The organism is Flavobacterium terrigena, assembly GCF_900108955.1.
GTDB lineage: Bacteria > Bacteroidota > Bacteroidia > Flavobacteriales > Flavobacteriaceae > Flavobacterium > Flavobacterium terrigena.
Window position 1 is genome coordinate 257,570 of the sequence record NZ_FNYA01000003.1, and the last position, 25,988, is coordinate 283,557.

The 25,988-nt window shown below is 31.0% G+C and carries 25 protein-coding genes; 12 read left to right on the forward strand and 13 right to left on the reverse strand.

Translation table 11 applies throughout. The features are described from left to right. Positions 1 to 24: 24 nt before the first annotated feature. Positions 25 to 810 carry an alpha/beta fold hydrolase gene (locus tag BMX42_RS07610; RefSeq protein WP_091311652.1) on the reverse strand — a complete coding sequence of 262 codons (786 nt, stop codon included), beginning with the start codon at positions 808 to 810 and terminating at the stop codon, positions 25 to 27. 126 nt (positions 811 to 936) lie between these two features. Here BMX42_RS07610 and BMX42_RS07615 point away from each other — a divergent pair, with 126 nt between their 5' ends. Together BMX42_RS07615 and BMX42_RS07620 are read left to right on the forward strand one after the other, a co-directional pair. Further along, positions 937 to 2,202 carry an AbiH family protein gene (locus BMX42_RS07615; protein ID WP_091311655.1) on the forward strand — a complete coding sequence of 422 codons (1,266 nt, stop codon included), beginning with the start codon at positions 937 to 939 and terminating at the stop codon, positions 2,200 to 2,202. Between the two features lie 12 nt (positions 2,203 to 2,214). After that, entirely contained in the window at positions 2,215 to 2,607 is a 393-nt protein-coding gene (locus BMX42_RS07620; RefSeq protein ID WP_091311659.1) for a DUF1398 domain-containing protein, read from the forward strand. Between the two features lie 177 nt (positions 2,608 to 2,784). Here the strand turns inward: BMX42_RS07620 and BMX42_RS07625 are convergent, their stop codons facing one another. Then, positions 2,785 to 4,077, reverse strand: a complete 1,293-nt coding sequence (locus BMX42_RS07625; RefSeq protein WP_091311663.1) for an aminopeptidase P family protein — start codon at positions 4,075 to 4,077, stop codon at positions 2,785 to 2,787. A 73-nt stretch (positions 4,078 to 4,150) separates the two neighbouring features. Then, positions 4,151 to 4,678: a Crp/Fnr family transcriptional regulator gene (locus tag BMX42_RS07630; RefSeq protein ID WP_091311667.1), complete on the reverse strand. Its 528-nt coding sequence runs from the start codon at positions 4,676 to 4,678 to the stop codon at positions 4,151 to 4,153. Between the two features lie 93 nt (positions 4,679 to 4,771). Between BMX42_RS07630 and BMX42_RS07635 the strand changes: the two genes are divergently transcribed. The 7 genes from BMX42_RS07635 (at position 4,772) to BMX42_RS07665 (ending at position 13,483) form a co-directional block, all read left to right on the forward strand. After that, a complete protein-coding gene (locus BMX42_RS07635; protein ID WP_091311670.1) occupies positions 4,772 to 7,381 on the forward strand; it encodes a WD40/YVTN/BNR-like repeat-containing protein in 2,610 nt (869 codons plus the stop codon). Beyond that, positions 7,378 to 8,259: a hypothetical protein gene (locus BMX42_RS07640; protein ID WP_091311673.1), complete on the forward strand. Its 882-nt coding sequence runs from the start codon at positions 7,378 to 7,380 to the stop codon at positions 8,257 to 8,259. The genes BMX42_RS07635 and BMX42_RS07640 overlap by 4 nt, the downstream gene beginning before the upstream one ends. Before the next feature lie 138 nt (positions 8,260 to 8,397). Further along, a complete protein-coding gene (locus BMX42_RS07645; RefSeq protein WP_091311677.1) occupies positions 8,398 to 9,303 on the forward strand; it encodes a succinate dehydrogenase cytochrome b subunit in 906 nt (301 codons plus the stop codon). 6 nt (positions 9,304 to 9,309) lie between these two features. Continuing rightward, positions 9,310 to 11,319, forward strand: a complete 2,010-nt coding sequence (locus BMX42_RS07650; RefSeq protein ID WP_091311680.1) for a fumarate reductase/succinate dehydrogenase flavoprotein subunit — start codon at positions 9,310 to 9,312, stop codon at positions 11,317 to 11,319. A gap of 6 nt (positions 11,320 to 11,325) precedes the next feature. Continuing rightward, entirely contained in the window at positions 11,326 to 12,087 is a 762-nt protein-coding gene (locus BMX42_RS07655) for a succinate dehydrogenase/fumarate reductase iron-sulfur subunit (RefSeq protein WP_091311683.1), read from the forward strand. Between the two features lie 2 nt (positions 12,088 to 12,089). Then, positions 12,090 to 12,653, forward strand: a complete 564-nt coding sequence (locus BMX42_RS07660) for a hypothetical protein (protein WP_091311685.1) — start codon at positions 12,090 to 12,092, stop codon at positions 12,651 to 12,653. Between the two features lie 65 nt (positions 12,654 to 12,718). Further along, complete coding sequence (locus BMX42_RS07665; protein ID WP_091311687.1) at positions 12,719 to 13,483, forward strand: nitrilase family protein; 765 nt, start codon at positions 12,719 to 12,721, stop codon at positions 13,481 to 13,483. Between the two features lie 31 nt (positions 13,484 to 13,514). Here the strand turns inward: BMX42_RS07665 and BMX42_RS07670 are convergent, their stop codons facing one another. Further along, a complete protein-coding gene (locus tag BMX42_RS07670; RefSeq protein ID WP_091311691.1) occupies positions 13,515 to 15,119 on the reverse strand; it encodes an Ig-like domain-containing domain in 1,605 nt (534 codons plus the stop codon). Between the two features lie 70 nt (positions 15,120 to 15,189). Next, complete coding sequence (locus BMX42_RS07675; RefSeq protein WP_091311695.1) at positions 15,190 to 15,894, reverse strand: ComF family protein; 705 nt, start codon at positions 15,892 to 15,894, stop codon at positions 15,190 to 15,192. Positions 15,895 to 15,934: 40 nt separating this feature from the next. On the opposite strand from BMX42_RS07675, the gene BMX42_RS07680 reads away from it, so the two are divergent. The 3 genes from BMX42_RS07680 to BMX42_RS07690 all read left to right on the forward strand — a co-directional run bounded on the left by BMX42_RS07680 (position 15,935) and on the right by BMX42_RS07690 (position 18,870). Then, positions 15,935 to 16,753: a hypothetical protein gene (locus BMX42_RS07680; RefSeq protein ID WP_091311699.1), complete on the forward strand. Its 819-nt coding sequence runs from the start codon at positions 15,935 to 15,937 to the stop codon at positions 16,751 to 16,753. A 46-nt stretch (positions 16,754 to 16,799) separates the two neighbouring features. Beyond that, positions 16,800 to 18,341, forward strand: coding sequence for a glycine--tRNA ligase (locus BMX42_RS07685; protein ID WP_091311702.1), 1,542 nt, complete (start codon positions 16,800 to 16,802; stop codon positions 18,339 to 18,341). A gap of 91 nt (positions 18,342 to 18,432) precedes the next feature. Continuing rightward, positions 18,433 to 18,870: a retropepsin-like aspartic protease gene (locus tag BMX42_RS07690; RefSeq protein WP_091311706.1), complete on the forward strand. Its 438-nt coding sequence runs from the start codon at positions 18,433 to 18,435 to the stop codon at positions 18,868 to 18,870. Here the strand turns inward: BMX42_RS07690 and BMX42_RS07695 are convergent. From BMX42_RS07695 to BMX42_RS07730, 8 genes are all read right to left on the reverse strand, one after another. Beyond that, positions 18,830 to 20,107 carry a TCR/Tet family MFS transporter gene (locus BMX42_RS07695; RefSeq protein ID WP_091311709.1) on the reverse strand — a complete coding sequence of 426 codons (1,278 nt, stop codon included), beginning with the start codon at positions 20,105 to 20,107 and terminating at the stop codon, positions 18,830 to 18,832. The genes BMX42_RS07690 and BMX42_RS07695 overlap by 41 nt on opposite strands. A 194-nt stretch (positions 20,108 to 20,301) precedes the next feature. Then, positions 20,302 to 21,318: a type I restriction enzyme HsdR N-terminal domain-containing protein gene (locus BMX42_RS07700; RefSeq protein WP_091311713.1), complete on the reverse strand. Its 1,017-nt coding sequence runs from the start codon at positions 21,316 to 21,318 to the stop codon at positions 20,302 to 20,304. 211 nt (positions 21,319 to 21,529) lie between these two features. Then, complete coding sequence (locus BMX42_RS07705) at positions 21,530 to 22,384, reverse strand: T9SS type A sorting domain-containing protein (RefSeq protein ID WP_091311717.1); 855 nt, start codon at positions 22,382 to 22,384, stop codon at positions 21,530 to 21,532. A 79-nt stretch (positions 22,385 to 22,463) separates the two neighbouring features. Continuing rightward, entirely contained in the window at positions 22,464 to 23,252 is a 789-nt protein-coding gene (locus BMX42_RS07710; protein ID WP_091311720.1) for a hypothetical protein, read from the reverse strand. An 18-nt stretch (positions 23,253 to 23,270) separates the two neighbouring features. Continuing rightward, positions 23,271 to 23,537: a hypothetical protein gene (locus BMX42_RS07715; RefSeq protein ID WP_091311724.1), complete on the reverse strand. Its 267-nt coding sequence runs from the start codon at positions 23,535 to 23,537 to the stop codon at positions 23,271 to 23,273. A 72-nt stretch (positions 23,538 to 23,609) separates the two neighbouring features. After that, entirely contained in the window at positions 23,610 to 24,740 is a 1,131-nt protein-coding gene (locus BMX42_RS07720; RefSeq protein WP_091311728.1) for a hypothetical protein, read from the reverse strand. 39 nt (positions 24,741 to 24,779) lie between these two features. Continuing rightward, positions 24,780 to 25,322 carry a hypothetical protein gene (locus BMX42_RS07725; protein ID WP_091311732.1) on the reverse strand — a complete coding sequence of 181 codons (543 nt, stop codon included), beginning with the start codon at positions 25,320 to 25,322 and terminating at the stop codon, positions 24,780 to 24,782. Positions 25,323 to 25,406: 84 nt separating this feature from the next. Beyond that, on the reverse strand, positions 25,407 to 25,988 hold a 582-nt coding region (locus tag BMX42_RS07730; RefSeq protein WP_143055616.1), incomplete at its 5' end, for a T9SS type A sorting domain-containing protein.

The following is a 25,988-nucleotide window of genomic DNA, read 5'->3' on the forward strand; positions in this document are numbered from 1 at the left end:
ATTAATAATTTACTTTTCTTGCGGTTAATTTTTTAAGAAGTTAGTCAAAACCTTTTCTAATTCTGCTTGATTTTCGAGGTGACTCATATGTCCGTCGTTGAAGGTTACGAGTTGTACATTGGTGCCTTCAATTTGTTCTAAATTTTCTTCGTAATTTAAAACTGGATCTTTCTTTCCTAAGATTAACAGAATTGGATACGGAGCAAAATGCAACAATACTTCACGGTCTTTTCGTAATTTCATGCCTTCTTGAGCAGCGATAATTCCTTGTAAAGGCGTTTGCAACGCTTCTTCACGAACCCATTCAATTTGTTCTGTTAGTTTTTCTCGGTTTTCTTCCGAAAATAAATTCGCAATACTCATTCGAACAGCTGCAATATAATTTTGTTTTACGGCTTTTATAGCACGTGTTCTATTAGCAATTCGCTCCTCGCTATCGGCACGAGAAGTGGAATTTAACAACACCAAACCTTTCATGAATTCGGGATACAATTCGGCAAAAGCCAAAGCTGCATAACCACCCATTGAATGTCCAACAAAAACTGCTTTTCTGATTTTTAGTTCCGATAAAACATGGTGAACCGAATCCGCCATATCTTCCATCGTATGAACATAACCCAAACAATCTGTTTGTCCGTGACCCAATAAATCAATACAAACCACACGATTTTTCTTAGCTAAAACGGGCGCCAAATAGTTCCACATCGTGCTATTTTCCAAAAATCCGTGCAACAAAACCACCACCGTGCCTTTTCCTGCATCCGTGTATGAGATTTTTGTGTTTTTGTAGTTAGTGTGTTTGTAATTCAAAATTCGTTGTTCGTTGTTCGTTGTTCGTTGTTCGTTGTTCGTTGTTCGTTGTTGAAAACTTAATCCTGCAAAAATATAGTTTCTTTAATTAAAAATGTAAATTTGAGAAAAGGATTTTTTAGATTTATGAATAGACTGGTTATTATAGGAAACGGATTTGATTTGGCCCATGGTTTGCCAACGAGTTATAGAGATTTTATTGATGATTTTTGGAAGAATTTTAGAGATAAATGCAAAACTGAAGAATATAAAGAATTAGTATATACTCATGAAAAACATGAAAAGTATTATTCAGAATATAAAGTGATTGAAAAGTTTGATGATTTATTATTAAATATTAAACAATATTTGAATGAAAATCCAGAATATTATTTTGATGAAGGATCGTTGAAATTTTATTCTGGTAGACTTTCATCAAGAGAAAAGATTTTTGAATTTAAAAATGATTTCTTTAAAAGAATTGTTCAAAAAAATTCTGAAAATTGGGTTGATATAGAAAACGAATACTATTTATTGTTAAAATTCTATGTTAATTCAAAAAATTCTTCTTCAAAAGAAAAAAAAGTTATAGTTAGTAGACTTAATAGCGAGTTTAATCAATTGAAACATTTACTTGAAAAATATTTGAATGAAAATATTGAAAACAAATTTCTTTTAGATTTACCTAAAGAATTTAATGTTGTTAACGATGATTTATATAAAGTATTAAGACCAATTTCTGTTTTCAATAATGAAACTAATTTGAAGTTAGAGTTTAATAATCTTGAAGATAAAAATGATATTGATATTTTTTTTAATAAAGAAAAACATGATTCTTATCAGAATAAATCAGAAATTCGATTGCTTAATTTTAATTATACATCAACTTTAAATAGATATATTATTTCGTTAGTTGAAGGAAGAATAAAAGTTGAATTGAACCATATCCATGGTAAATTAAATAATAATTTAAATTTGATAAACTTTGGATTTGGAGATGAAATGGATGAAGATTATAAAGCAATTGAAAACATTAATGATAATGAATATTTAAAAAATTTTAAGTCTTTTCAATATCTTCAAAACTCAAATTATAGTGATTTATTAAGTTATATCGATAGTGAAAAATTTCAAGTTTTAATTATGGGTCATTCTTGTGGTTTATCAGATAGAACCTTGTTAAATACAATTTTTGAGCATCATAACTGTCGTTCAATTAAAATTTTTTATCATTTAAAAGAAGACAAAAATGATAATTACACAGAAATAACACAAAATATTTCACGCCATTTTAATAAGAAAAAATTAATGAGAGAAAAAATTGTAAATAAAACACTTTGTCAACCTTTACCACAAATTCAATTACCAAAATTTAAAATGGTTAATGGTATGCCAATTGCAGTAAATAATTAAAACCAAAACCCTATGTTCACCATCCAACAAATAAAAGAAGCACATGCTAAAGTCAAAAGTGGTGCTGATTTCCCAAAATACATACAAGATATTATTGCACTTGGCGTAACTTCTTTCGAAACTTTTGTATTTGATAATCATACCGATTATTACGGAAAAGATAATTATTTTACGTCATCTCAAGGTTTTTCGGAAACACTTCCAATTGCCAATAGAAGTGATATCGAACAATTTAAATCCGATTTAAAATCGCACCAACAAGGCAATACAGATTACATGACTTTCTTGAAGGATTGCGCCAAATCTGGTGTCGAAAAATGGATTGTAGTTATGGATAAAATGACGTGCAGTTATTACGATATAAACGGGAATGAAATGTTAGTGGAAAAAATTCCAACATTGTAATTGTCAAGCTGAACTCGTTTCAGCTTCTCTTCTTATATTAGATTCTGAAACAAGTTCAGAATGACAAAAATAGCGCATAAAAAAACGGCTCAGTTTCGCACCCGAGCCTGAAAGGCGAACAGAGCGAAGCTAAACCGTTTTATACTGTAAACTGTCACTGAGACTGAAAACTAAATCTTAGCTATTCATTATCGATTCAATTTCATCTGCTTCAATTGGAATATTTTTCATTAAGTTGAAAGGTTCTCCTTTTGGTTGAATCACCACATCGTCTTCTAAACGAATACCAAAACCTTCTGCTGGAATATAAATTCCTGGTTCTACTGTGAAAACCATATTCGCTTGCATTGGCTCGTGTAATAAACCATAATCGTGTGTGTCTAAACCTAAATGGTGCGACGTTCCGTGCATGAAATATTTTTTATACGCTGGCCATTCTGGATTTTCATTCTGAACATCCGCCTTCGTAATTAAGCCTAAACCTAATAATTCTGAAGTCATTATTTTACCAACTTCTACATGATATTGTTTCCATAAAGTTCCTGGTAACAACATTTTTGTAGCTTCGTTTTTCACATTTAAAACTGCATTGTAAACCGCTTTTTGTCTGTCAGTAAATTTTCCAGAAACTGGAATCATACGTGTTAAATCTGAAGAATAATTCGCGTATTCTGCACCTATATCTAACAAAATTAAATCGCCCGCGTTACACACTTGGTTGTTTTCAATATAGTGTAACACATTCGCATTATTTCCTGAAGCAATAATTGGTGTGTAAGCAAATCCTTTTGAACGGTTGCGTAAAAATTCGTGCGCTAATTCGGCTTCAATTTCATATTCTGTAACACCAGGTTTTACGAAATTTAATAATCTACGCACTCCTTTTTCGGTAATATTACAGGCATTTTGAATTAAATCTAACTCAATTTGGTCTTTCACAGAACGTAAACGTTGTAAAATTGGATTCGATTTTTCTACTTTATGTGCTGGATATTCATTTTTCCACCATTTAATAAAACGGTCTTCACGTGTTTCCGTTTCAACTGAAGCTCTGTAATGTTCATTCGTGTTAATATACATCGTGTCGGCATACATCATCACTTCTTTTAATACTTTATGAAAATCTTGTAACCAATACACCGATTTGATTCCAGCAACTTCAAAAGCACGTTCTTTCGTTAGTTTTTCACCTTCCCAAATCGCAATGTGTTCGTTAGTTTCTTTTAAAAATAAAATTTCTTTTAAATGCTCGTAAGGCGCATCTGGAAATAATAATAAAATACTTTCTTCTTGATCTACTCCAGATAAATAGAAAATATCTCTATGTTGTGCAAATGGCAAAGTACTATCTGCAGAAACAGGATAAATATCGTTCGAATTAAAAACAGCAACTCCGTTTGGCTTCATTTTCGCCATAAAGTTTTTACGATTCTTAATAAAAAGTTCTCGGTTAATTGGTAAATATTTCATATTTCAGTTTTATTGAATTTTAAATTTTATCAAAATTAAGTAATACGAAATAAATAATAGTAGCCAAATGGCGTTATTTTATATTTTTTCGAATTCGGCTCATATGTCGAGACGAAATTCCCAAGAAAGAAGACAAATAATGTAACGGGACTTCGTTTAGTAATAAAGGTTCATTTTCCAATAGTTTTTTATAACGTTCTTCTGGAGTTAACGTCAATAAATCGATGCGATAATCGTCAATTAAGCAAATTTGTTTTTCGATTAACGTGTAATAAAAATCGTGAAATGCTTTATTTTCTTTTAATAATTTTTGAAAAGATTTCTGATCAATTACCCACAATTTACAATCGTGAATAGCTTTTACATGTTTTCGAGAAGGAACATTTAACAAAAAACTTTTCAAAGAAGAAGTAAAGGAGTTTTTTAAAGATAAATACGTGGTTTTTTCTTCATCATCCACTAATAAAGCGTGTTGTAAAATACCTTCTTCAATGAAACAAAAGTATTTACACACTTCTTTTTCTCGCACTAAAAACTCATTTTTCTTTAAAGTTAATGGTGTAAAAAACGATTTAAAGTCTTCAAATAAAGAGCTATTCATTTGCTTTCGTGGTTATAAAATCAAAAATAATAACTTTCAAATGAATAGGTATCAAATTATTCTTTTAATTTTGAAGAAATCAAATTATAAAAAATGAGAAAATTCGTCGTTCTAGTTTCCCTTTTCAGTTCCTTCTTTTCTGTAGCGCAAGAAAACACTTTTCAATCCATAAAATTTCAAAACATCGGACCCACAATTATGAGTGGTCGTATTGTGGATTTTTCGGTGAATGAAAATAATCCTCAAGAATTTTATGCAGGTTATGCAACTGGTGGATTGTGGTACACGAATAATAATGGAACGAGTTTCGAATCGGTTATGGATAACGCGCCAACGCAAAATATTGGTTGTGTTACTGTCGATTGGAAATCGGGATTAATTTTGGTGGGAACGGGTGAAGTGAATTCTTCACGTTCGTCTTATGCCGGAATTGGCGTTTTGAAATCAACTGATAAAGGAAAAACATGGACAAATATTGGTTTGCCAGATAGTCATCATATTTCTAAAATTTGGGTCAACCCGAATGATAACAACGAAATTGTAGTCGGAGTTTTAGGCCATTTGTATTCAAAAAATGAAGAACGTGGCGTTTTTAAAACTACAAATGGTGGAAAAACGTGGACAAAAACCTTATTTATCAACGACGAAACAGGAATTATAGATATTAGTTTCGCACCAAATAATCCAAAAATCATGTTTGCTGCGGCTTGGGAACGCGAACGAAAAGCGTATAATTTCAAAGGAAACGGAATTGGTTCTGGGATTTATAAAAGTGAAGATGCAGGAACAACTTGGAAAAAAATCGATGCAAATTCTGGTTTTCCAACAAATAAAGGAATGGGTAGAATTGGTGTAACTTCTTTTAACGAAAACATTGCTTACGCGATTGTGGACAATCAGAATTTAAGACCGAATTCAAAAAAAGAAAAATCAACAGATGCAAATACAAATTTGTTTGATACCGAAGTGATTGGTGCAGAAATTTATAAAACTACAGATGGTGGAAAAAATTGGAGAAAAACACATAACCAATTTATAAATGATGCATTTTATTCTTACGGTTATTATTTTGCTGATATAACGGTTGATGAGTCAGATGAAAACAGATTATACATTTCCGCAGTTCCTTTAATTTTTTCAAATGATGGCGGAAAATCTTTTGAATCCTTAAGTCAGGATAATGTGCATTCAGATCATCATGTATGTTGGGTGAACCCGAAAAATCCAAATCATGTGATTAACGGTAACGATGGTGGTGTAAATATTACTTACGATAACGGAAAACATTGGATAAAATGCAACAATCAAGCGGTTGGGCAATTTTACACCGTAAATGTTGACAATAAAGAAGATTACGAAGTGTATGGAGGTTTGCAAGATAACGGCGTTTGGGCTGGGCCAAGTAATTATGTTCACAATGTAGATTGGTTGCAAGATGGAAGATATCCATACGAATTTTTAAGTGGTGGCGATGGAATGCAAGTTCAAATTGATACCAGAACGAATAATTTGGTTTACGCCGGTTCTCAATTTGGAAATTATATAAAAATTGACAGAAAATCGGGTAAAAGAGAGTTTATTACACCAAGAGCGGATAAAAAAGAAGAACCTTACAGATTTAATTGGCAAACACCTATTTTGTTATCATCACACAATCAGGATATCGTTTATTTTGGTGGACAATTCGTGTTTCGTTCTATGAATCAAGGGAAAGATTGGGAAAAAATTTCAACAGATTTAACTAACGGAAAAGTAGAAGGAAATGTGCCTTTTGGAAGCATTACTTCAATCGCAGAAAGTAAGTTTAAATTTGGGCAACTTGTGGTTGGAACTGATGATGGAAATATTCATGTAACTAAAAATAGTGGCGAGAATTGGATTAAAATTTCAGAAAATTTACCACAAGGTTTATGGGTTTCTCGTGTGCGATTTTCGAACTTTAAAAAAGACAGAATTTACATTACGTTGAACGGATATCGAGATGATAATTTCACGACTTATGCTTATGTTTCGGAAGATTTAGGAACAACTTGGAAGTCATTAACGGAGAATTTCAATCAGAATGCGGCCAATGTAATTTTAGAAGATTCTGAAAACGAAAACATTTTATATTTAGGAACCGATAATGGTTTGTTTATTTCGATGAACAAAGGAACATCGTGGCAAGATTTTTCAAATGAAATTCCGAATGTTGCCGTACACGATTTAGTGATTCAAAATAGAGAAAAAGATTTAATCGTTGGAACACATGGACGTTCATTGTATAAAGTGAATGTGGCTAATATTCAACAGATTAATGAAACAATAAATGCGAAAGGAATTGCGTTATTTAAATTAGAAGAGGTTTATTTTTCTAAAAATTGGGGAAATAAAAATTACACTTGGGGTAATGAAAGTATTCCAAATGTTGAAATTTGGTATTATTTAAAAGATGTTTCAAATAGTAGTATTACGATAAAAAATTCGGATGGAATTGTAGTTTTAAATCGTCAGGCTAAAGCCGAAAAAGGAATGCTAAAAATAGATTACGATTTTAGTATCGACGAAAAAGTAAAAACGGCAATCGAAAAGAAAGATTCTAAGATAAAAATCACACAAGCAGGTAATAAAAAATATTATTTACCTGTTGGAAAATATACGGTTGAATTAGAAGCAAATGGTAAAAAAGAAACCCAAACTTTAATCATAAAAGAAAGAAAATGAGGATAAGAATTTTAACACTAATAGCATTATCATTCATGAGTTTTTCATGTACTGATGAAGATGATGACCAAGTTATTGCGGAAGAACCACAATTAATCATCAAATTTAAATTTGATCCGACACAAGTAAGATTGAATAATATTGGGCAACCATCAACGGTTCTGGCAGGAAATGCGGCACAATCGCCAAATTTTAATAGTATAAGCGCACATTATTTAGAGTTTACTCCAAATGCATTAACACAAGTTGGGCAAGGTGCGATTTTGTATTCTGGACCGTCAACAACTTTAGGAGGTCCAAATGCTATTGATTTTAGTAAAGCGAAAATTGTTGGAGAAGGCGAAGCGTTTTTGTCTATTCCTTTAAAAGATGTTCCTCATGGAAGTTATGAGTATGTTCGAGTTTCCTTGTCGTATCAAAATTACAACATCAATGTTTTAGCTAGCGGAATGAATTATGTTGGGACTTTAGCAAGTTTTGTTGGATTCAATAATTACATTACAACTCATACGATTGGAACTAATGTTTTTACAGTAAATGACGATAAATTACAAGGTTATTGGGCTTTCGGAATTCCATCTGTAGGATATTATACTTCCGGACAAGCACCTGCTGGAGCAACTACAGTTCCAAACCCAATTGCAACAACTTCACCAATTCCTGCAGGATCATGTTTGGTTACTGGAAAATTTGCTAATAATTTTGTGGTTACCGGTAATGAAACTAAAAATGTTGAAGTGCAATTATCGCTATCAATCAACAACAGTTTTGAGTGGCAAGAAGTCAATTTTGACGGAAAATACGAACCAGCTGCAGGTGAAAATGTGGTAGATATGGGTTTAAGAGGTTTAATTCCTAGTTTTACTATCATAAATTAAAGTCTAATGTGTTGATATTCAACAAAAGTTAAACTCATTTAAAATCATTATAAATTATCTTTCAAAGGTTGTAAGTCTTACTTATAACCTTTATTTTTGCTTACATTATTCAAACTCAAATTAACTTTAACTATAATTATGGCAAAATCAGCATTTTTAAAGTCATCTATTGCAAAAAAATATTGGATGGCTCTTACGGGATTGTTTTTATGCTTGTTTTTAGTAGGGCATTTAATTGGAAATCTTCAATTATTTATGTCTGGTTATGAAGGAGCACTTCAATTTAACAAGTATGCTTATTTCATGACAACTAATCCTGCGGTAAAATTACTTTCTTATGTAACTTATCTATCTATTTTATTTCACGCTATTGATGGAATTTATTTAGCAATTCAAAACAAAAAGGCTCGTCCTATTGCTTATGCGATGAATAATCCATCAAAAAATAGTAGTTCAGCATCAAGAAACATGGCGGTATTAGGAACCATGATTTTAATTTTCATTGCAACGCACATGATTAATTTTTGGGCTAAAATGAAATTCGGAACAGCAATGCCTTTATTTGTAAAAGAAATTGTAGATCCTAATGCAGGTGGAGTAAAACAATACATGTTAATTGCTACTCCTGAATCACCTCAAGCAAGTGTGCCAGTTCAAGCTCCTATTTTTGATAATGCAATGCTAAATAAGCAACCAAACAATCAAATTATTATTGATGGACATAAAATCATCAACAAAGCGAATAAGGAAGTATTGTTTGAAGGATATAAAGACTTACATAAATTAACAATTGCTTTTTTTAAGAGTAAAGCAAAATTATTTAATGTAATTCCAAACGAAGGTTTGTTTTTTACATTGTTTTATGTGTTTTCAATGATCGTTTTAGGTTTCCATTTATGGCATGGTTTTCAAAGTGCTTTCCAATCGTTGGGTATTAATAATAAATTTACACCAGCAATTAAAGTTTTCGGAAAAGCATTTTCAGTTATAGTTCCTATACTATTTGCTATTATTCCAATTTACATTCACTTTATTTCAAAATAAAAACATATGGCATTAGATTCTAAAATTCCTCAAGGTCATATTTCAGAAAAATGGACCAATCATAAGAACAATCTTAAATTAGTTGCTCCAAACAATAGACCAAAAATCGATGTAATTGTAGTAGGAACAGGTTTAGCAGGTGCTTCGGCAGCCGCTTCACTTGGAGAAATGGGTTACAACGTAAAAGCATTTTGTTTTCAAGATTCTCCACGTAGAGCACACTCAATTGCTGCTCAAGGTGGTATAAACGCTGCAAAAAACTATCAAAATGATGGTGATAGTACTTATAGATTATTTTATGATACTATTAAAGGTGGTGACTATCGTGCGCGTGAAGCAAACGTTCACCGTTTAGCAGAAGTTTCTTCAAATATTATCGACCAATGTGTGGCTCAAGGTGTTCCTTTTGCTCGTGATTATGGTGGATTGTTAGATAACCGTTCGTTTGGTGGTACACAAGTACAACGTACTTTTTATGCTGCTGGACAAACAGGACAACAATTATTATTAGGAGCATATTCTGCATTATCTAGACAAATTGGTTTAGGAAATGTAAAAATGTATAACCGTCACGAAATGCTTGACATTGTTAAAGTTGATGGAAAAGCACGTGGAATTATTGCTCGTAATTTAATTACTGGAGAATTAGAGCGTCATTCTGCTCATGCGGTGATTATTGCAACTGGAGGTTATGGAAACGTATATTTCTTATCTACAAATGCGATGGGAAGTAACGTTACAGCATCTTGGAAAATTCATAAAAAAGGAGCGCATTTTGCAAATCCTTGTTATGTGCAAATTCACCCAACTTGTATTCCAGTTCACGGAACAAATCAATCAAAATTAACGTTAATGTCAGAATCATTACGTAATTCTGGTCGTATTTGGGTTCCTGCTAAAAAAGAAGATGCGGAAGCAATTAGAGCTGGTAAATTAAGACCAACACAAATTGCTGAAGAAGATAGAGATTATTATTTAGAAAGAAGATATCCTGCTTTTGGTAACTTAGTACCTCGTGATGTGGCTTCTCGTGCTGCTAAAGAGCGTTGCGACGATGGACACGGAATTGAAGCTAATGATACAAACGAAGGAGTTTATTTAGATTTCTCTGCTGAAATTATTACTAAAGGTAAACAAGCGGCTTTAATCCAAGGAGATTCTAATCCATCGGATGCGAAAATTCAAGAATTAGGTAAAAAATGGGTGGAATCTAAATATGGTAATCTTTTCACTATGTATGAAAAAATTACAGACGAAAATCCATACGAAACACCAATGAAAATTTATCCAGCAGTTCACTACACAATGGGTGGTGTTTGGGTTGATTATAACTTAATGTCATCTATTCCTGGATGTTTCGTGGCTGGTGAAGCAAACTTCTCAGACCATGGTGCTAACCGTTTAGGAGCTTCTGCATTAATGCAAGGTTTAGCAGATGGTTATTTCGTATTACCTTATACGGTTTCTAACTATTTAGCTGACGAAATTAGAACAGGTAAAATTTCTACTGATACTCCAGAGTTTGTGGATGCAGAACATTCAGTTCGTCAATCTATTGAACAATTAATCAATAATAACGGAACAAAATCTGTAGACCATTTCCACAAAAAATTAGGATTAATTATGTGGAATAAAGTGGGTATGGCTAGAAATGAAAAAGGCTTATCAGAAGCAATTGAAGAAATCGGACAATTAAGAGAAGATTTCTATGCTGATGTAAAAGTTCCTGGTGCGGCCAACGAATTAAACCAAGAATTAGAAAAAGCACTTCGTGTTGCTGATTTTATCGAATTGGGACAATTAATGGCAAAAGATGCTTTATTACGTAAAGAATCTTGTGGTGGACATTTCCGTGAAGAATATCAAGATGCTGAAGGAGAAACACTTCGTGACGATGAAAACTTTGCTTATGTTGCTGCTTGGGAATATAACGGAAGTGACGCAAGTAAATCAGTACTTCATAAAGAAGAATTGAAATATGAGTTTATCAAAATTGCAGCTAGAAACTATAAATAAGATATTATGAGTGCTAAAAAAAATATAAATATCAACCTTAAAATCTGGCGTCAAAAAAATGCTAGTACTAAAGGTAAAATGGAAACTTATAAATTAGATAATGTTTCTACTGACAGTTCTTTCTTAGAAATGTTAGACCAATTGAATGAGCAATTAGTAAATACACAAAACGAACCAGTTGCTTTTGATCACGACTGTCGTGAAGGTATTTGTGGAATGTGTTCATTATACATTAATGGTCGTGCACATGGTCCAGATACTGGAACAACTACTTGTCAATTACACATGCGTAAATTTAAAGATGGTGAAACTATCTTTATCGAACCATGGAGAAGTAAAGCGTTCCCTGTTGTAAAAGATTTAATTGTAGATAGAAGTTCTTTCGATAGAATTCAACAAGCTGGTGGATTCGTATCGGTAAACACTTCTGGAAATACAATTGATGCCAATGCAACTCCAATTAACAAATCTGATGCAGACAAAGCTTTCGAAGCTGCAGCTTGTATTGGTTGTGGAGCTTGTGTAGCTACTTGTAAAAACGGTTCAGCAATGTTATTTGTTGGAGCAAAAGTATCTCAATATGCATTGTTACCTCAAGGTAAAATTGAAGCAGCAGATAGAGTTTTAAACATGGTGCGTCAAATGGACGAAGAAGGTTTCGGAAATTGTACAAATACTGGAGCGTGTGAAGTAGAATGTCCGAAAGGAATTTCTTTAGAAAACATTGCTCGTATGAACAGAGAATATTTAAAAGCTAGCGTTCTTTAATTATGAACAAAGTAATAAAAATAGCTCTATTCTCGCTAGTATTAGCAATTGTCTCTTGTAGTTCAGGTGATACCGTTGAAGCTAGTGATGATACGAATCCAACAACACCAACAGTAGCAATGACTACAGAAATTGATGGTGTAGATTATGATACACCACCACAAATTGGAGGTAATCTAGCTGAAAATTCTGGAGGAGCGTCGTTTGGTGGTTCTGATTATTACCTTTTAAAAGGATATAAAAACTTAAATACAAGTAAATCAGCTTTTAAAGTTGGTAATAAAATATTTAATATTTATTTAGCAATTCCAAAAAATGATTTATCAGTTGGAACTCATTCTTTTTCAAGTACTTTTACTACTGGAGATTATTATGCAGATTTAGATATTTCTGGTGTAATACCAGCAGAAAATGTTAATACTATAAGCGGTTCTATAAACGTTTTAAGTTATGATGCTTCAACTAGATTATTAAAAGGGACTTTTGTTTTTACAACTGATGATGGTGTTAATTTAGTAGATCCTTCACATTTTATTGTTGGATCGTTTGAATATAAACTGCCATAATGAAATAAAATTATTTATTAAAAACGCATTCATTTTTTGAATGCGTTTTTTTTATATTTACAAGTATGAAAACAGCACTAATTCAAACAGATATTATTTGGGAAAACCCAATTGAAAACACAAGAGTTTTAGAAGATAAAATCAATTCTATTGTTGAAGATGTTGACTTAATAATTCTTCCAGAAATGTTTACATCTGGTTTTACAATGCATCCGAATTTAGTTGCAGAAACGATGAATGGAGTAACTATTTCGTGGTTGCAAAACATTGCAAAATCTAAAAATTGTGCTATTACAGGAAGTTTAGTGATTACTGAAAACGGAAATTTTTACAACAGAATGGTTTTTGTTTTTCCGAATGGAGAAATACAACATTACGATAAAAAACACTTGTTTACTTTAGCAGGAGAAGATAAAATTTATACTTCAGGAAATGAAAAAGTAATCGTGAATTATAACGATTGGAAAATTTGCTTACAAGTTTGTTATGATTTGCGTTTCCCTGTTTTTTCAAGAAATACTGAAAATTACGATATGGTAATTTATGTGGCAAGTTGGCCAAAAGTGAGAACTAACGCTTGGGATATTTTACTTAAAGCACGAGCCGTAGAAAACTTATCTTATGCGATTGGTGTCAACCGAATTGGAACAGATAATAATAATTTAGAATATATTGGACATTCTCAAATTATTGACGAATTAGGTAATTTTATAATCGAACCAACAGAAAAAGAGGGTGTTTTCATCGCTACTTTAGATAAAAATAAAATGCTAGAAACCAGAAATAAATTAAATTTTCTGAATGATAAAGATACTTTTAGTTTGATTTAAATTTAAGTTGCCTGATGTTTTCGAAGGCAAATCAATCTAGCTCCAATTCCTGATCCACATCCCAATTTGCTCTTACATCAAATAACGTAGGGAAATAAATCATTTCTTCAGGTTGTAGTTTCATTTTAAAATTTCCAGAATCCCAAATTTGGTTTTGGTTTTCATCGAAATACAATCTTACTTGATAGGTACTTGGTTGAATGGCTTCAAAATACATTTCAGTTTCAGTTTCTTTTGTACAATAGTTGTAGGCAACAACTTCTCCAGAACTGTTTAATATTTCAAGCATAAAAGGAAATTTTTTAGCGTTTTTAATTCGCAATTTCAAATTACCAAAATCACTAATTGAACCTTTTGTGAAATCAAATTTTAAACTATCATTTTTAGTGTTATAATCGTCTTCAATAGCACCAGGTAATAAATTGATAGTATATTTTTCGTCTTCTTCTTGTTTAAAATCGAATGTAATTAACTGTTCAAAATCATTAATTTCTGTAGTAAAAGGAACTGAAGTGGAATCTTTTTTTCTTAGAAATATTTTTTCGTTATTTATTTTCTTAATTGGTGTTGTTGTTTTTAAAGACATTTTTTCATTAAAACTAAATTGCTTACCTGAAAAAAGTGATACTTTTAACGAATCGGCCTCCTTCAATTTTTTCAATTTTACCGAATAATCCTTACTATAATTATCTGATTTTACAATTACATTTATCGAATCTTTAGCATCATTCGGAATAAAAACTTGTAGCGTATCTGATTTTTTATTTTCTGATTTTGAAAAGCGCAATGGTGTTTCAATATTGTTTTTCTTAGTAAAAATTTTGATATTTTTCACATCGCCTTCATAACCTAAAAAAAGCTTATTGTTGCTTTCAAGTGTTGGTCTGTATGTTTTGATTTCGCTTTTTTCAGAAAATAATCGTAACGTATAAGTACTGTCCGTTGGGATTTTTATTTTCTGTTTTTTAAAGGCGATTTTTTCCGATTTAGCTTGGTAGTTGTAATTGTTGTTTTTGTCTTTTAATGCCACTAAATAATATTCACCTTCTTTAATATTTTCAATTTTAAAAGCAGTATTTTTTTCTAAAGTATTTGTAATATAAACTGGTTTTTTTTTGTAAACTAATGAATCATTATAGTTGGCAGCATCATATAACATTACAGTTACGTAATCATCCGCTTTGTTTTCAAAGGCATCTTTTATGTTTCCAGAAACCGTTAAAGAATCAACAAAAGTTCCAGTTGAAAACACGTATTTAAATTGTGAGTACGGAATACCTTCATTATAATCTGTAATGCTTTGTCCGAAATTGAAACTATATGTTGTGTTTGGTTTTAAATCTTCATTTAAAGTAATTGAAATAAATTTACTTGCACTTCCTTGTGGAACAACCGTTGGGCTTTTTTCCATTGGTGGCGAAATAATCAATTGTTTGTTGATGTCTTTTACCTTGATATATTCGCTAAAATCTATTTTTATGGTTTTCCCTGTAAAATTAGTTTGATAATTTTTGGGATTACTTTTTACAATTACTGGAGCAATAGTGTCTTTTGGTCCGCCAGTAATTGTTCCTCTTTTGGCACAACTGATAAATAAAACAGAAATTATAGTAAGTATGAAGATGAATTTTCTCATTAATTATGTCGTAATTTAGTCTTGCAAAGTAACAATTATATTCACTTCCATCATAATATTTAAATAAAATTTATGATTGTGAATATGCCATAGTAAGAATGCTAATTTTAGTGTTTTTAATTTTTAAGATTTCTTTAGCACAAGCTTCAATTGTGGCACCAGTTGTAAAAACATCATCTATAATTAAAACGTGTTTTCCTTCAATTTTACCCTGATTTTCAATTGAAAACACATTTTTGTTATTTTCTAAACGGCTTTCTTTCGATTTGTCAGTAACAGATTTTAAGTTTTTTGTTTTCAATAAAACATCTTCAAGCATTGGTATTGTTAGGTTTTTTTCAATAGCTTTGCAAAAAGTTGTGACTTGATTGTAGCCTCTTTCGTGAAATCTCTTTGTGTGTAACGGAACAGGGATGATGAAATCAATTTCTTGGAAAATTTCTAAATTTTTTAATTCATCGGCATATAAATTCCCTAAGAAGGTTCCAATTTCCTGACGATTTTTGTATTTTAAGTTATGAATAAGATTTTGTGAAATTCCTTTTTTGGTGAAATACAAAAAGGATGCTGCAAATTCAAAAGGAACTAAGCCATAAAAAGCTTTGTCAATTTCAGTTTCGGTAATAGTATGATGATGCGTTAATGGTAAATTATGAAGGCATTTAGTACAAATTACATTTTCGTTTTTTAACAATAAATTGGAGCATCCGTTACAAAAAACTGGGAAAAGTACATTTAACAGATTTCTGGGTATTTCATCGAAAATTTTTAACATATATAAACAATAATTTTATATTTATTCAAAATAAAAAAGTATGTCCTCAAACAGAAACAATTCTTCTTATAAATTAATTATACTTGCGTTGTCAATATTTTTATTGATTGTGCTTTTTAAAAGTTATAAAGATAATAAATCCTCAAATGAACTACAAGCAAATTTAAAGCAGGAAAGTTTATTAACACAAAATCAGTTGTCGGAAGTTATTGAAAAATATGATTCCGTTTCTATGATGTATAATAATTTTGACGATAGTTTTTCTAATGTAGATGCAAAAACTACTGAAATAAAGAGTGCAAAAGCACAAGAAAATTTTAAAACTTTATCGGATTTAAATAAACAGATTGAAACTATAAAAGATTCGATTAATTTATTGAAAGAAAAATTACAACAAATTGAAAAGCTAAAATCTTTAGTTAAACCAGAAGAGAAAAAAGCGATAATAGGAAAAAATACTTTTTCAAGTAGCACTAAATTTGAAGTAACGAATTTACAAGTTAAAGGTGTGAAGTTTTTAACAGACAATACGACTTCAAACAAAGCAAAAGCAATTGAACAAATTAGAGTTTGTTTCACAATTGATAAAAATGACGCTATTGCTGAAGGAGAAAAAGAACTTTTTGTACAAGTAATTAATCCTAAGAATGATATCGTTTCTGTAGAAGGTTTAATTCATGAAAAAAACAACACGATTTTAAAATATAGTAAGTTAGCTAAGTTCGATTATAAGCAACAAATTACAGATGTTTGTTGTTATGTGGACTTAGAAAAGAACAAAACATATAAAGGTCGTTATATTGTAAATTTATATTCTGGTACGACTAAAATCAGTTCTACAATTTTCAATTATAATTAATTAGAAATTCCTTTTTTAATTCCGTTGCTATTTTTACTTTTGCAACATGGCAAAACAAGAAGACTTATTTAAGAATGTAGTTTCGCATGCAAAAGAATACGGATTTATTTTCCCTTCTAGCGAAATTTACGATGGTTTAAGTGCAGTATATGACTACGCACAAAACGGTGTTGAACTAAAAAAGAACATTAGAGAATATTGGTGGAAATCCATGGTGCAAATGCATGAAAATATTGTAGGTTTAGATGCCGCAATATTAATGCATCCAACTACTTGGAAAGCATCTGGTCACGTTGATGCGTTTAACGATCCATTAATAGACAACAAAGATTCTAAAAAAAGATATCGTGCTGATGTTTTAATTGAGGATTATGCCGAAAAATTAAACATCAAAGCACAAAAAGAAATCGAAAAAGCAAGAGCTCGTTTTGGAGATGCTTTTAACGAACAAGAATTTATTACAACCAATCCTAGAGTTGTAGAATACCTTTCTAAAAAGAATGAAATTTTAGCTAGAATGGCTAAAAGTTTAGATGCTGGTGATTTAGACGATGTGAAACTTTTAATTGAAGAATTAGAAATCGCTTGCCCAGATTCTGGATCTCGTAATTGGACAGAAGTGCGTCAATTCAACTTAATGTTCGGAACAAAATTAGGAGCTTCTGCTGACACAGCAATGGATTTATATTTACGTCCAGAAACCGCTCAAGGTATTTTCGTAAACTTTTTAAATGTTCAAAAAACAGGTCGTATGAAAATTCCTTTTGGAATTGCTCAAACGGGTAAAGCCTTCAGAAATGAGATTGTTGCAAGACAATTTATTTTCCGTATGCGTGAATTTGAACAAATGGAAATGCAATTTTTCGTGAAACCAGGTGAAGAAATGAAATGGTACGAATACTGGAAAACAACACGTTTAAATTGGCATAAATCATTAGGTTTAGGAGCTGAAAATTACCGTTTCCACGACCATGAAAAATTAGCACATTACGCAAATGCAGCTGCAGATATCGAATTTAACTTCCCATTCGGATTTAAAGAATTAGAAGGAATTCACTCTCGTACCGATTTCGATTTAAAAGCACACGAACAATTTTCAGGTAAAAAATTACAATATTTCGATACCGAAGAAAATAAAAACTATGTACCTTATGTTGTAGAAACTTCTGTTGGTTTAGACAGAATGTTTTTAGCAGTTTTCTCAAAAGCGTTACAAGAAGAAACTTTAGAAGATGGTTCAACAAGAACTGTTTTACGTTTACCTTCTGTTTTAGCACCAACAAAAGCTGCGGTTTTACCTTTAGTGAAAAAAGATGGTTTACCAGAAATTGCTAAAGAAATTATGGAAGAATTGAAATGGGATTTCAACGTAGCTTACGATGAAAAAGATGCTGTTGGTCGTCGTTACAGACGTCAAGATGCATTAGGAACTCCATTTTGTATTACTGTAGATCATCAAACAGTTGAAGATAAAACAGTTACTATCAGACATAGAGATACGATGTTACAAGAACGTGTGGCTATTACAGATTTGAAAAACATTATCGACAAAGAAGTTTCGGTAAGAAACTGGTTAATGAAAATGTAAAAATAGTTTACTGATATAATTAAAAAACGCCAAATTCAAATGAGTTTGGCGTTTTTGTTTTCACTATATTTGAAGTATATAAAAATTTAGTATGAATGATTTAGCAACATTTTTAAAAACAAAAAAATACAAGGGAATTAAATTCAAGTTTTTAAAAACGCAGCATTTACTTATCAAAGTCAAAGTAAATGGCATTGCTGGAAATTTCATTTTGGATACTGGAGCATCTAATACTTGTATTGGTTTAGAAAGTATTGAAAAATACAGATTAGAAGTTAAAGATTATTCAAGTTTTGCAGCTAGCGCGAGTTCTACAACCATGCAAGCCAAAATATCAAAAGGCAATTATCTCCAAATTGGTTCTTGGAAACAATTGCCTTCTACTTTTATACTTTTCGATTTATCTCACGTAAACGAAGCTTTATCACAACTAAAAATAAAACCCGTCGACGGCATTATTGGCGCCGATGTTTTACTTAAAGGAAATGCTATAATTGATTATCCAAATCTGTGTTTGTATCTGCAATAGCAACGATAGGCACTGCTGCAATTAGTCGTTGTTTTTTGAAGGAATAAAAAGCAATAATTGCACTAAATAACATTAAAACACCACCTAAAACAAATGGTGCGCCAGCAAAATGAACTAAGGCTTTTTTATTGGTGAAATTATAAAACACATTCGACATTAATGGAGGACCAATAATGGCTGTTAAACTCATTAAGCTTGTTAAAGTTCCCTGAATTTCTCCTTGTTCGTTAGCAGGAACATTTTCGGTAATTACAGATTGTAAAGCTGGACCCGAAATTCCCCCCAAACAATACGGAATTAAGAAGGTGAACATCATCCAACTTTCTGTCGCAATGGCGAATAAAAACATCCCTAAAGTATATAAAACCAATCCGTAAATGATACTTTTTTCATTCCCAATTTTCGGATTAATCCATCGAATCAAACCACCTTGTACAATCCCAACTAACAAACCGATGATTCCCAATGAAATTCCAACCATTTTTTCGTCCCAATTAAATTGATACATCGTAAAATAACTCCAATTACTATGAACCGCATGCGAACCAATATAAACCAACATAATTGATATAAATAAGCCGAAAATTTTTGGGTATTTTTTCAAATTTAAAATGGCACGAATTGGATTTGCTTTACTCCAATCTAATTCTCTTCTGTCTTTTTTTGGTAGCGATTCTGGTAAAACAAAATAACCATATAAGAAGTTAATAAAACACAAAGCTGCCGCTGCATAAAACGGAACTCTTGCACCAAATTGCCCTAATAAACCACCAATTACTGGTCCAATTATAAATCCAATTCCGAAAGCCGCGCCAATCATTCCGAAGTTTTTTGCTCGGTTTTCTGCTGTGCTAATATCGGCAATATATGCTGTGGCTGTAGTAATACTAGCGCCAGTTATTCCAGCGATAATTCTTCCAATGAATAAAAACGTTATCGTAGGCGCAAAGGCTAAAAATAAATAATCTAACGAAAATCCTAAAAGCGAAAATAAAATAATCGGTCGGCGACCGTATTTATCACTTAAATTTCCAATTAGCGGCGACAATAAAAACTGTGTAAAAGCATAGGCAAATAACAACCAACCTCCAATTTTGGAAGCATCACTTAAATCTCCGTGAATTAATTCTTGAATCAATTTCGGAATTACAGGAATAATAATTCCCCAACCTGTAATGTCAATCACTAAGGTTAAAAATATAAATCCGATTGCTGCTTTTTTCTCTTTTTTCTTCATATATTTTTTGGGCGTGCCCTTTTAGGTCGTGCTGTTCGCTATATCTCCGATTCGCAAAAACTACAAATAAATTTTTGTTTTTGTCTCTCGGAGGATGCCGCTACCATCACTCACGCATTTACAAAGAAACAAAAAAATCTCGATTTGAAATTTCAAACCGAGATTTATATTTATAAGATAAATTTAGTCAATACTTATTTTTGAAAATAAACCATTGCAGCATCTAAAAGTTGTTTTTTCATGGCAACAACACTTTCTATTCCTTTGACATCGTGCTTAATTCCATTAATCTCAAGACAATAATTATTTCTAGAATTAAGAATTTTACAAATAATTTTTTTGTTGTTGTCATCAACTAAAATGTTGAAACTATTTTTTTGATCTCTATACGAAATTCTATCGGCATCAATTTCTTTTCTATGAATTAGAATTGTTTTAATTGTATGATATATTTTTAATTCTTCAGCAGTAGTAATAATCAAACTACCATTTTTAGATTCTTCCTCAATTACTTTCTTAAGTGCTCTTTGAATAGAAGTAGAGCTAATTTGTTCTCTTATTTTCAGTTTTATTGGGTCAGTCATTCTTTTACCGTTCATTCTATTGAAAATGGCTTTAATAAAATCATCAGAAGGATCGTATAACTCATTAGCAAAAGCTGCTGAAAACCCCTGTAAGAAATAGAAATCAGTTGCTTCTTCTAATAACTCTTTTACATCAATATTGTTTTTGTGTAACTTGGTTAAGTTATCTATTAAAGTATCGTTTACTTCATTGAAGTCAAAAACTAAAAACGGATTCACATTTAAACTAGTTTCTTTATTTGCTTCATTGGCACTATAAACTCTCCATTCCAAACCGTTTGTTAATATTCCCAACTTACAACTTGGAGTATTAATGAAATAGCCATTTAATTGCCAAGCTTCTTTATCAGTAAGAGTTTTAGCATATTTTTTACATTCAACAATTATTTCAGGATTTTTACCTCTAATTAATAATCCAATATCAGCTTTGTCATTTTTTTGTCCCCAACCTGCATTAATTTCTGTAAGCATATCATCCATTCTGCTATAGCCTAAAATTTCAATAATTGGCTCAATAAGATATTGTCTAGTTTGAGCTTCGTTAGTACACTTTTCTTCAAGTTTACTAAAATCAATTTTAGCTAGTGACTTTTTAATGACGTTAGCTATTTGTTTATTTATCGGCATATTTGAAAGAAATTAAATTGAATTATTGTTAAAGATAGAAAATTCTTTCAATTTGCGATATTATGGAATTGAAAATAAAAAATTTATTACAAAAAAAATCCCAAACTCTTTTAAATTTGGGATTTACATTTATTTAATCTTCTTAATACTTATTTTTGAAAATAAACCATTGCTGCATCTAAAATTGTTTTTTTCATAGCAACAACACTTTCTATTCCTTTTTAATAAGCTTTCCTTTTTTTAAAATTCGACTTTGATTTGTAATTGTATAAAAGTATAATCCTGGATTAAAATCAAAGGTTTCTAATGTAAGTTCATTTATAAACTCTTTTTTAATTATTTCTCTTCCTGCTAAATCAAAAATTCTTAACTCTGATGCATCATCAACATTGTTTAGCTTAAAGCTCAGCGTATTTGTGAAAGGATTGGGAAAAGAAGCAATTTCGTTTCCAAAAGATTCATCATCTAATCCTAAAGTATTTTCAATTCGAATGTTATCCACATGTATCCAACTTCCTGTAGTTCCTGTTACTAATGGTTTTAAAGTGATGAAATTTCCATTGCTTGGCGCTACAAAAGTAAAACTTCTTTCCGTCCAAGAATAAGAAGGAACGGAACTATGAATTAATGTTCCAAATGATGATGATTCTGTAGAAAGACCAAACTGAAGTGGAATTAACCCGCCTGCGCCTCCACCATCTGTTGAAACTTTATCAAAATATCTAATGGTATAAGAATTCCCTTGAACTAAATTCATGTCTATTTCTAACGAAACAGCATCACTTCTATAACCTACACTAGGCTGGTTGCCATAACCAAGAGCTAGAAACCAAGTTCCGTTTGTAGGACTACCATACGGGCATGTACTTTTAAGTATATCAGGTCCTGAAAAGGTATAATCCCCAAAAGCAACCGAGTTTGAAATAGAGTTATTGTATGTGGTATTTGAAGGATTAATAAGACATGAACTTAAAGTGTTTGTCTCAAAATTTCCATTTATTATAGTTTGGCTCATGCAGAAAGAGAAACTAAAAAATGTGATTAAGCTAAGTAGAGTTTTTTTCATTTTTTATTTATTATAATTTTATATGTTTAGTGTAATTTTAATTGAAGTGATTCAATTTTTTTCATAAAATTCGACCGAATTAATTATCGTCTAAAATTACTTTGAAGTCAATTTCTTTATATGTTTGAGAATCTTTGATACTTATTCTAGCTATGTTAGTAGCATCGCTTCTTGAAAAAAGAAATGTTTTGATAAAATCATTTTTAATTCCTTCGGGATATTTACTGTAATCTGTAAAAAGCGAATCAACATCTAAAACACTATTTTTAGCGTCTTCACAATAAATCATCATATTATATAGTTCATAATAATTTTCAAAGGTTTTTTTCAATGTGTTTTCAAACCATTTTTGATTTAATTTATTCTCTTTTACAATACTTGCAATTTCATTTTTGTAATCTAAAGGGTTTTTCTCTTTTTTAGTTTTTAATGCTTCAATGTCGAGAACAATTATTTTAATTTCATTTTTATTGTAAATAGTTTTATTTACTTTTTCTAGTATACTATCAACTTTTATTATTGATTCTGCCTCTTCTGAAACATTAAAAAAGCGTGCTCTACCAGTAACAGTTATTAATTTTTTAGACTTTTTGTTTTTTATAAAAGAAATCCAAAATTCTCTGTTTGCTTGCGTTAAAAAATATTCGGGTTTAATTTTTTGATGCGTTTCATCAGTTGCATAAGCGGTTATTAGTTCGCATCTGTTTGTGTTATCTGGAAAATTATCAAATCTCAACTTTATGGTTTGATTGATAACATCACTAGTATCTACGACTGTTCGATCGTATTCAATTTTTACTTCTTGACTTTGAACAGTATAAGTTGAAAATAAAAATAAAATGATTAACCTTATTAGAATATTTTTCATAGATATAAAAGCAAATTTTTAAAAACGACCAGTTGCAATATAAAACATAAGCCAACCTGTAAAGGCAATTGCTAGTCTCCAAATCAATTTTTTCAATAAGCCATTAGATATTGATTTTCCTTGTTCTAGATATTCGTCTGTTTTTTCATTTGCTGTTCCTACTTTCTTAGATAATTTGGTTCCAGCAAAGGCACTTAATGAAATGATATAAAGAATTCCAACCCAAGCGGCATTGATAAATCCTAACACCATCATTATCATTCCTATAATTGATAAAGTTTCCATTTTTTTAGTTTTAAAATTAATCCCAAACAACTTAAAATATGAAGTTTGGGATTTTGAATATATTTTTAAAAATTATTGTTTAATGCTTTTTAGAAACGTTTGCATGTAAGCATCAATAGCTTGTGCTGTTTCTGTGCCTCTTCCAATTTCATTGCACATCATTAAAGTTAAATCTGGGTTTGTTGGATGGTTAAGGATATAGATTCTGAATTGCCCTACATCTTTATAAGTTTTTCCATCTTGTCTTCCTGTATTGTACAAACCAGATTGAAATGTGTACCCTTTCATATTTCCGAATTCTACTTTTTCATAGAAACTCATTAAATCTTTTGATTTCGCTTCTTTGTTTATATAATAATCTACATTTTGTATTTCTTCATCTCGGAAAAGTACGCAGATTTGATACCAAGGTAAACTATATTTTTGCAAATCATATTCATGAATTTTTTTTACTTTATCGTTATTTGAATGATAAGTAACTCTATGAATGAAATCTTTAGCTAATTCATCAACCGTCAAACCTGGGTGTGAAGATTTTTCGAAGGTATAAATTTTATAAGTTTCTTGATTTTTGTGTATTTGGTAGCCTACTTCTGTATCACTCCTGTCTGTGCTTCCTGTCTGGCTGGTATTAATATCTTCCTTTATATTGGTTTTATCAATTGTAACATCAAGATAAGGGAGTTGTAAATTTTTTGTATCCCAAATAGGCACATTAAAGAAAATGGATTCTAATAATTCAACTTTTGGACCATATTCTTTATAGCCCGTTTCTTCTTTAACCCAAAAACCTATTTCTACTCGTATGCTTTTTTGCTTTTCTACTCCATTAGCACCATTTAAAACCCATTGAAGATTATTTCCTCTAGTTAGAAAATCTTGACCTCCAAAAACACCAAACTTTTTTGTTACTGGCGTTTTTTTCATAAAATCTAACATGGCAGTATAGCCATCTTTTTGAAGACTCCAATGGTTGATATAGGTTTTGGTATTATCAGAAAACTCTACATATAAATTTGTAAAACCAGAATAAACAGTTACATCTTTAGGGTTTTTAAAACTAACTTGTAATGTAGCTAAATCTTTTTTAGAGATTGTTGCGCCAGATTTTACTTCTTTTCCATTAATAAAAGCTGATAGTTGAGCTTGAGAAAAGGCAAAAGAAAATAAAGAAACTATTAATAATAAGCGATTGATTTTCATAAATTGTAATTGAAAAGTGAAATTAATTTATATGATTATTTATGATGTTGCTTGTAATTTTTTTAAATGTAGTTTGTAGCTCATAAAAGCACATGCTGATGCTACAATTAAACCAACTAATGCAATTGTTGCAATAGATTTTGGATTTGCACCTGAAAATGTTCCAGCTTCAATGTCTGGTGTACTAATCCATAATAATACTGATACTGCTACAACAACTAAACTTAATTTTGTAACCAATGCTTTCTTCATAAACGCAACTACTAACATAACTAGAGCAAAAACAGCAGCTAAAATCCCTAATTTTCCAGCATAATCCACTTTCCATTTTGGTGGTGTACTTTCGATAAGTTCCAGACTTTCTTGAATTTGAGGATCTTCCACTTTAGTTACATCAATTCCTTGTTTTTTTAATTTCTCAATTTCTTTTTGCGCGTTATCTACAAGTCGGTACACTTCTTCTGTTTTTTCGGAATCGCCATCTGTACCCATTCGGTTTTCAATATTTTTGAATAAAATACCTGCACAAGTTCCGCCAACTAAAAAGGCTAGAATCATAATAACTAAAGTTAATGCTCTCATAAAATTTGTTTGTTAAATAATTGGTTAATAAAATGTTTTTCTTTTTAAGAAATGTTTTCGATTAATAAATGAAATTGTTAAGTTTTATTGTTTAATGATTCTTAATGTTTTTACTTCATTATTAGAAGTAATTTTTACTAAATAAGTTCCAGCAGATAAATCAGCAACATCAATTGATGTTTCGTTACTATTAACAGATTTTGATAAAACTTCTTGCCCTAATAAATTGTATATAGAAACAGTTGTAATTTCTTTATCTAATGAAATATTAAAAATAGATTTCACAGGGTTGGGATATAACTTTACTTTATCCAATGAAAAAGTTTCAGATGTAAGTGTTTGCGTTGTAAATGAACCTCCCGGAATCCAATTGGTTTGCGTGTTACCACAATTAGATTTTACCCAAAAATAATAGGTAGTGTTTGGTGATAAATTACTTAACACAGCAAAGGTATCTGTAGTAGTTCCTGTGATAGCTCCAGCAGAAAATGGATCGTTGATAGTACTGTAACAATATATGTAGCCATTACTTGGTGCAGGCGTAGGAGCTACCCATGCAATATTATTTGTTGTCGATGTTAAACCATCATAATATAGTTGTGTTGGTGCGTTACAACCTGTAGATGGATAGGTTGTAAACGAAGGACCAGCAACCCAATTGGTTTG

Coding starts and splice junctions, on each gene's coding strand:
- BMX42_RS07615 (WP_091311655.1), top strand. CDS start 937: ATGAATAGACTGGTTATTATAGGAAACGGATTTGATTTGGCCCATGGT.
- BMX42_RS07620 (WP_091311659.1), top strand. CDS start 2,215: ATGTTCACCATCCAACAAATAAAAGAAGCACATGCTAAAGTCAAAAGT.
- BMX42_RS07625 (WP_091311663.1), bottom strand. CDS start 4,077: ATGAAATATTTACCAATTAACCGAGAACTTTTTATTAAGAATCGTAAA.
- BMX42_RS07630 (WP_091311667.1), bottom strand. CDS start 4,678: ATGAATAGCTCTTTATTTGAAGACTTTAAATCGTTTTTTACACCATTA.
- BMX42_RS07635 (WP_091311670.1), top strand. CDS start 4,772: ATGAGAAAATTCGTCGTTCTAGTTTCCCTTTTCAGTTCCTTCTTTTCT.
- BMX42_RS07640 (WP_091311673.1), top strand. CDS start 7,378: ATGAGGATAAGAATTTTAACACTAATAGCATTATCATTCATGAGTTTT.
- BMX42_RS07645 (WP_091311677.1), top strand. CDS start 8,398: ATGGCAAAATCAGCATTTTTAAAGTCATCTATTGCAAAAAAATATTGG.
- BMX42_RS07650 (WP_091311680.1), top strand. CDS start 9,310: ATGGCATTAGATTCTAAAATTCCTCAAGGTCATATTTCAGAAAAATGG.
- BMX42_RS07655 (WP_091311683.1), top strand. CDS start 11,326: ATGAGTGCTAAAAAAAATATAAATATCAACCTTAAAATCTGGCGTCAA.
- BMX42_RS07660 (WP_091311685.1), top strand. CDS start 12,090: ATGAACAAAGTAATAAAAATAGCTCTATTCTCGCTAGTATTAGCAATT.
- BMX42_RS07665 (WP_091311687.1), top strand. CDS start 12,719: ATGAAAACAGCACTAATTCAAACAGATATTATTTGGGAAAACCCAATT.
- BMX42_RS07670 (WP_091311691.1), bottom strand. CDS start 15,119: ATGAGAAAATTCATCTTCATACTTACTATAATTTCTGTTTTATTTATC.
- BMX42_RS07675 (WP_091311695.1), bottom strand. CDS start 15,894: ATGTTAAAAATTTTCGATGAAATACCCAGAAATCTGTTAAATGTACTT.
- BMX42_RS07680 (WP_091311699.1), top strand. CDS start 15,935: ATGTCCTCAAACAGAAACAATTCTTCTTATAAATTAATTATACTTGCG.
- BMX42_RS07685 (WP_091311702.1), top strand. CDS start 16,800: ATGGCAAAACAAGAAGACTTATTTAAGAATGTAGTTTCGCATGCAAAA.
- BMX42_RS07690 (WP_091311706.1), top strand. CDS start 18,433: ATGAATGATTTAGCAACATTTTTAAAAACAAAAAAATACAAGGGAATT.
- BMX42_RS07695 (WP_091311709.1), bottom strand. CDS start 20,107: ATGAAGAAAAAAGAGAAAAAAGCAGCAATCGGATTTATATTTTTAACC.
- BMX42_RS07700 (WP_091311713.1), bottom strand. CDS start 21,318: ATGCCGATAAATAAACAAATAGCTAACGTCATTAAAAAGTCACTAGCT.
- BMX42_RS07705 (WP_091311717.1), bottom strand. CDS start 22,384: ATGAAAAAAACTCTACTTAGCTTAATCACATTTTTTAGTTTCTCTTTC.
- BMX42_RS07710 (WP_091311720.1), bottom strand. CDS start 23,252: ATGAAAAATATTCTAATAAGGTTAATCATTTTATTTTTATTTTCAACT.
- BMX42_RS07715 (WP_091311724.1), bottom strand. CDS start 23,537: ATGGAAACTTTATCAATTATAGGAATGATAATGATGGTGTTAGGATTT.
- BMX42_RS07720 (WP_091311728.1), bottom strand. CDS start 24,740: ATGAAAATCAATCGCTTATTATTAATAGTTTCTTTATTTTCTTTTGCC.
- BMX42_RS07725 (WP_091311732.1), bottom strand. CDS start 25,322: ATGAGAGCATTAACTTTAGTTATTATGATTCTAGCCTTTTTAGTTGGC.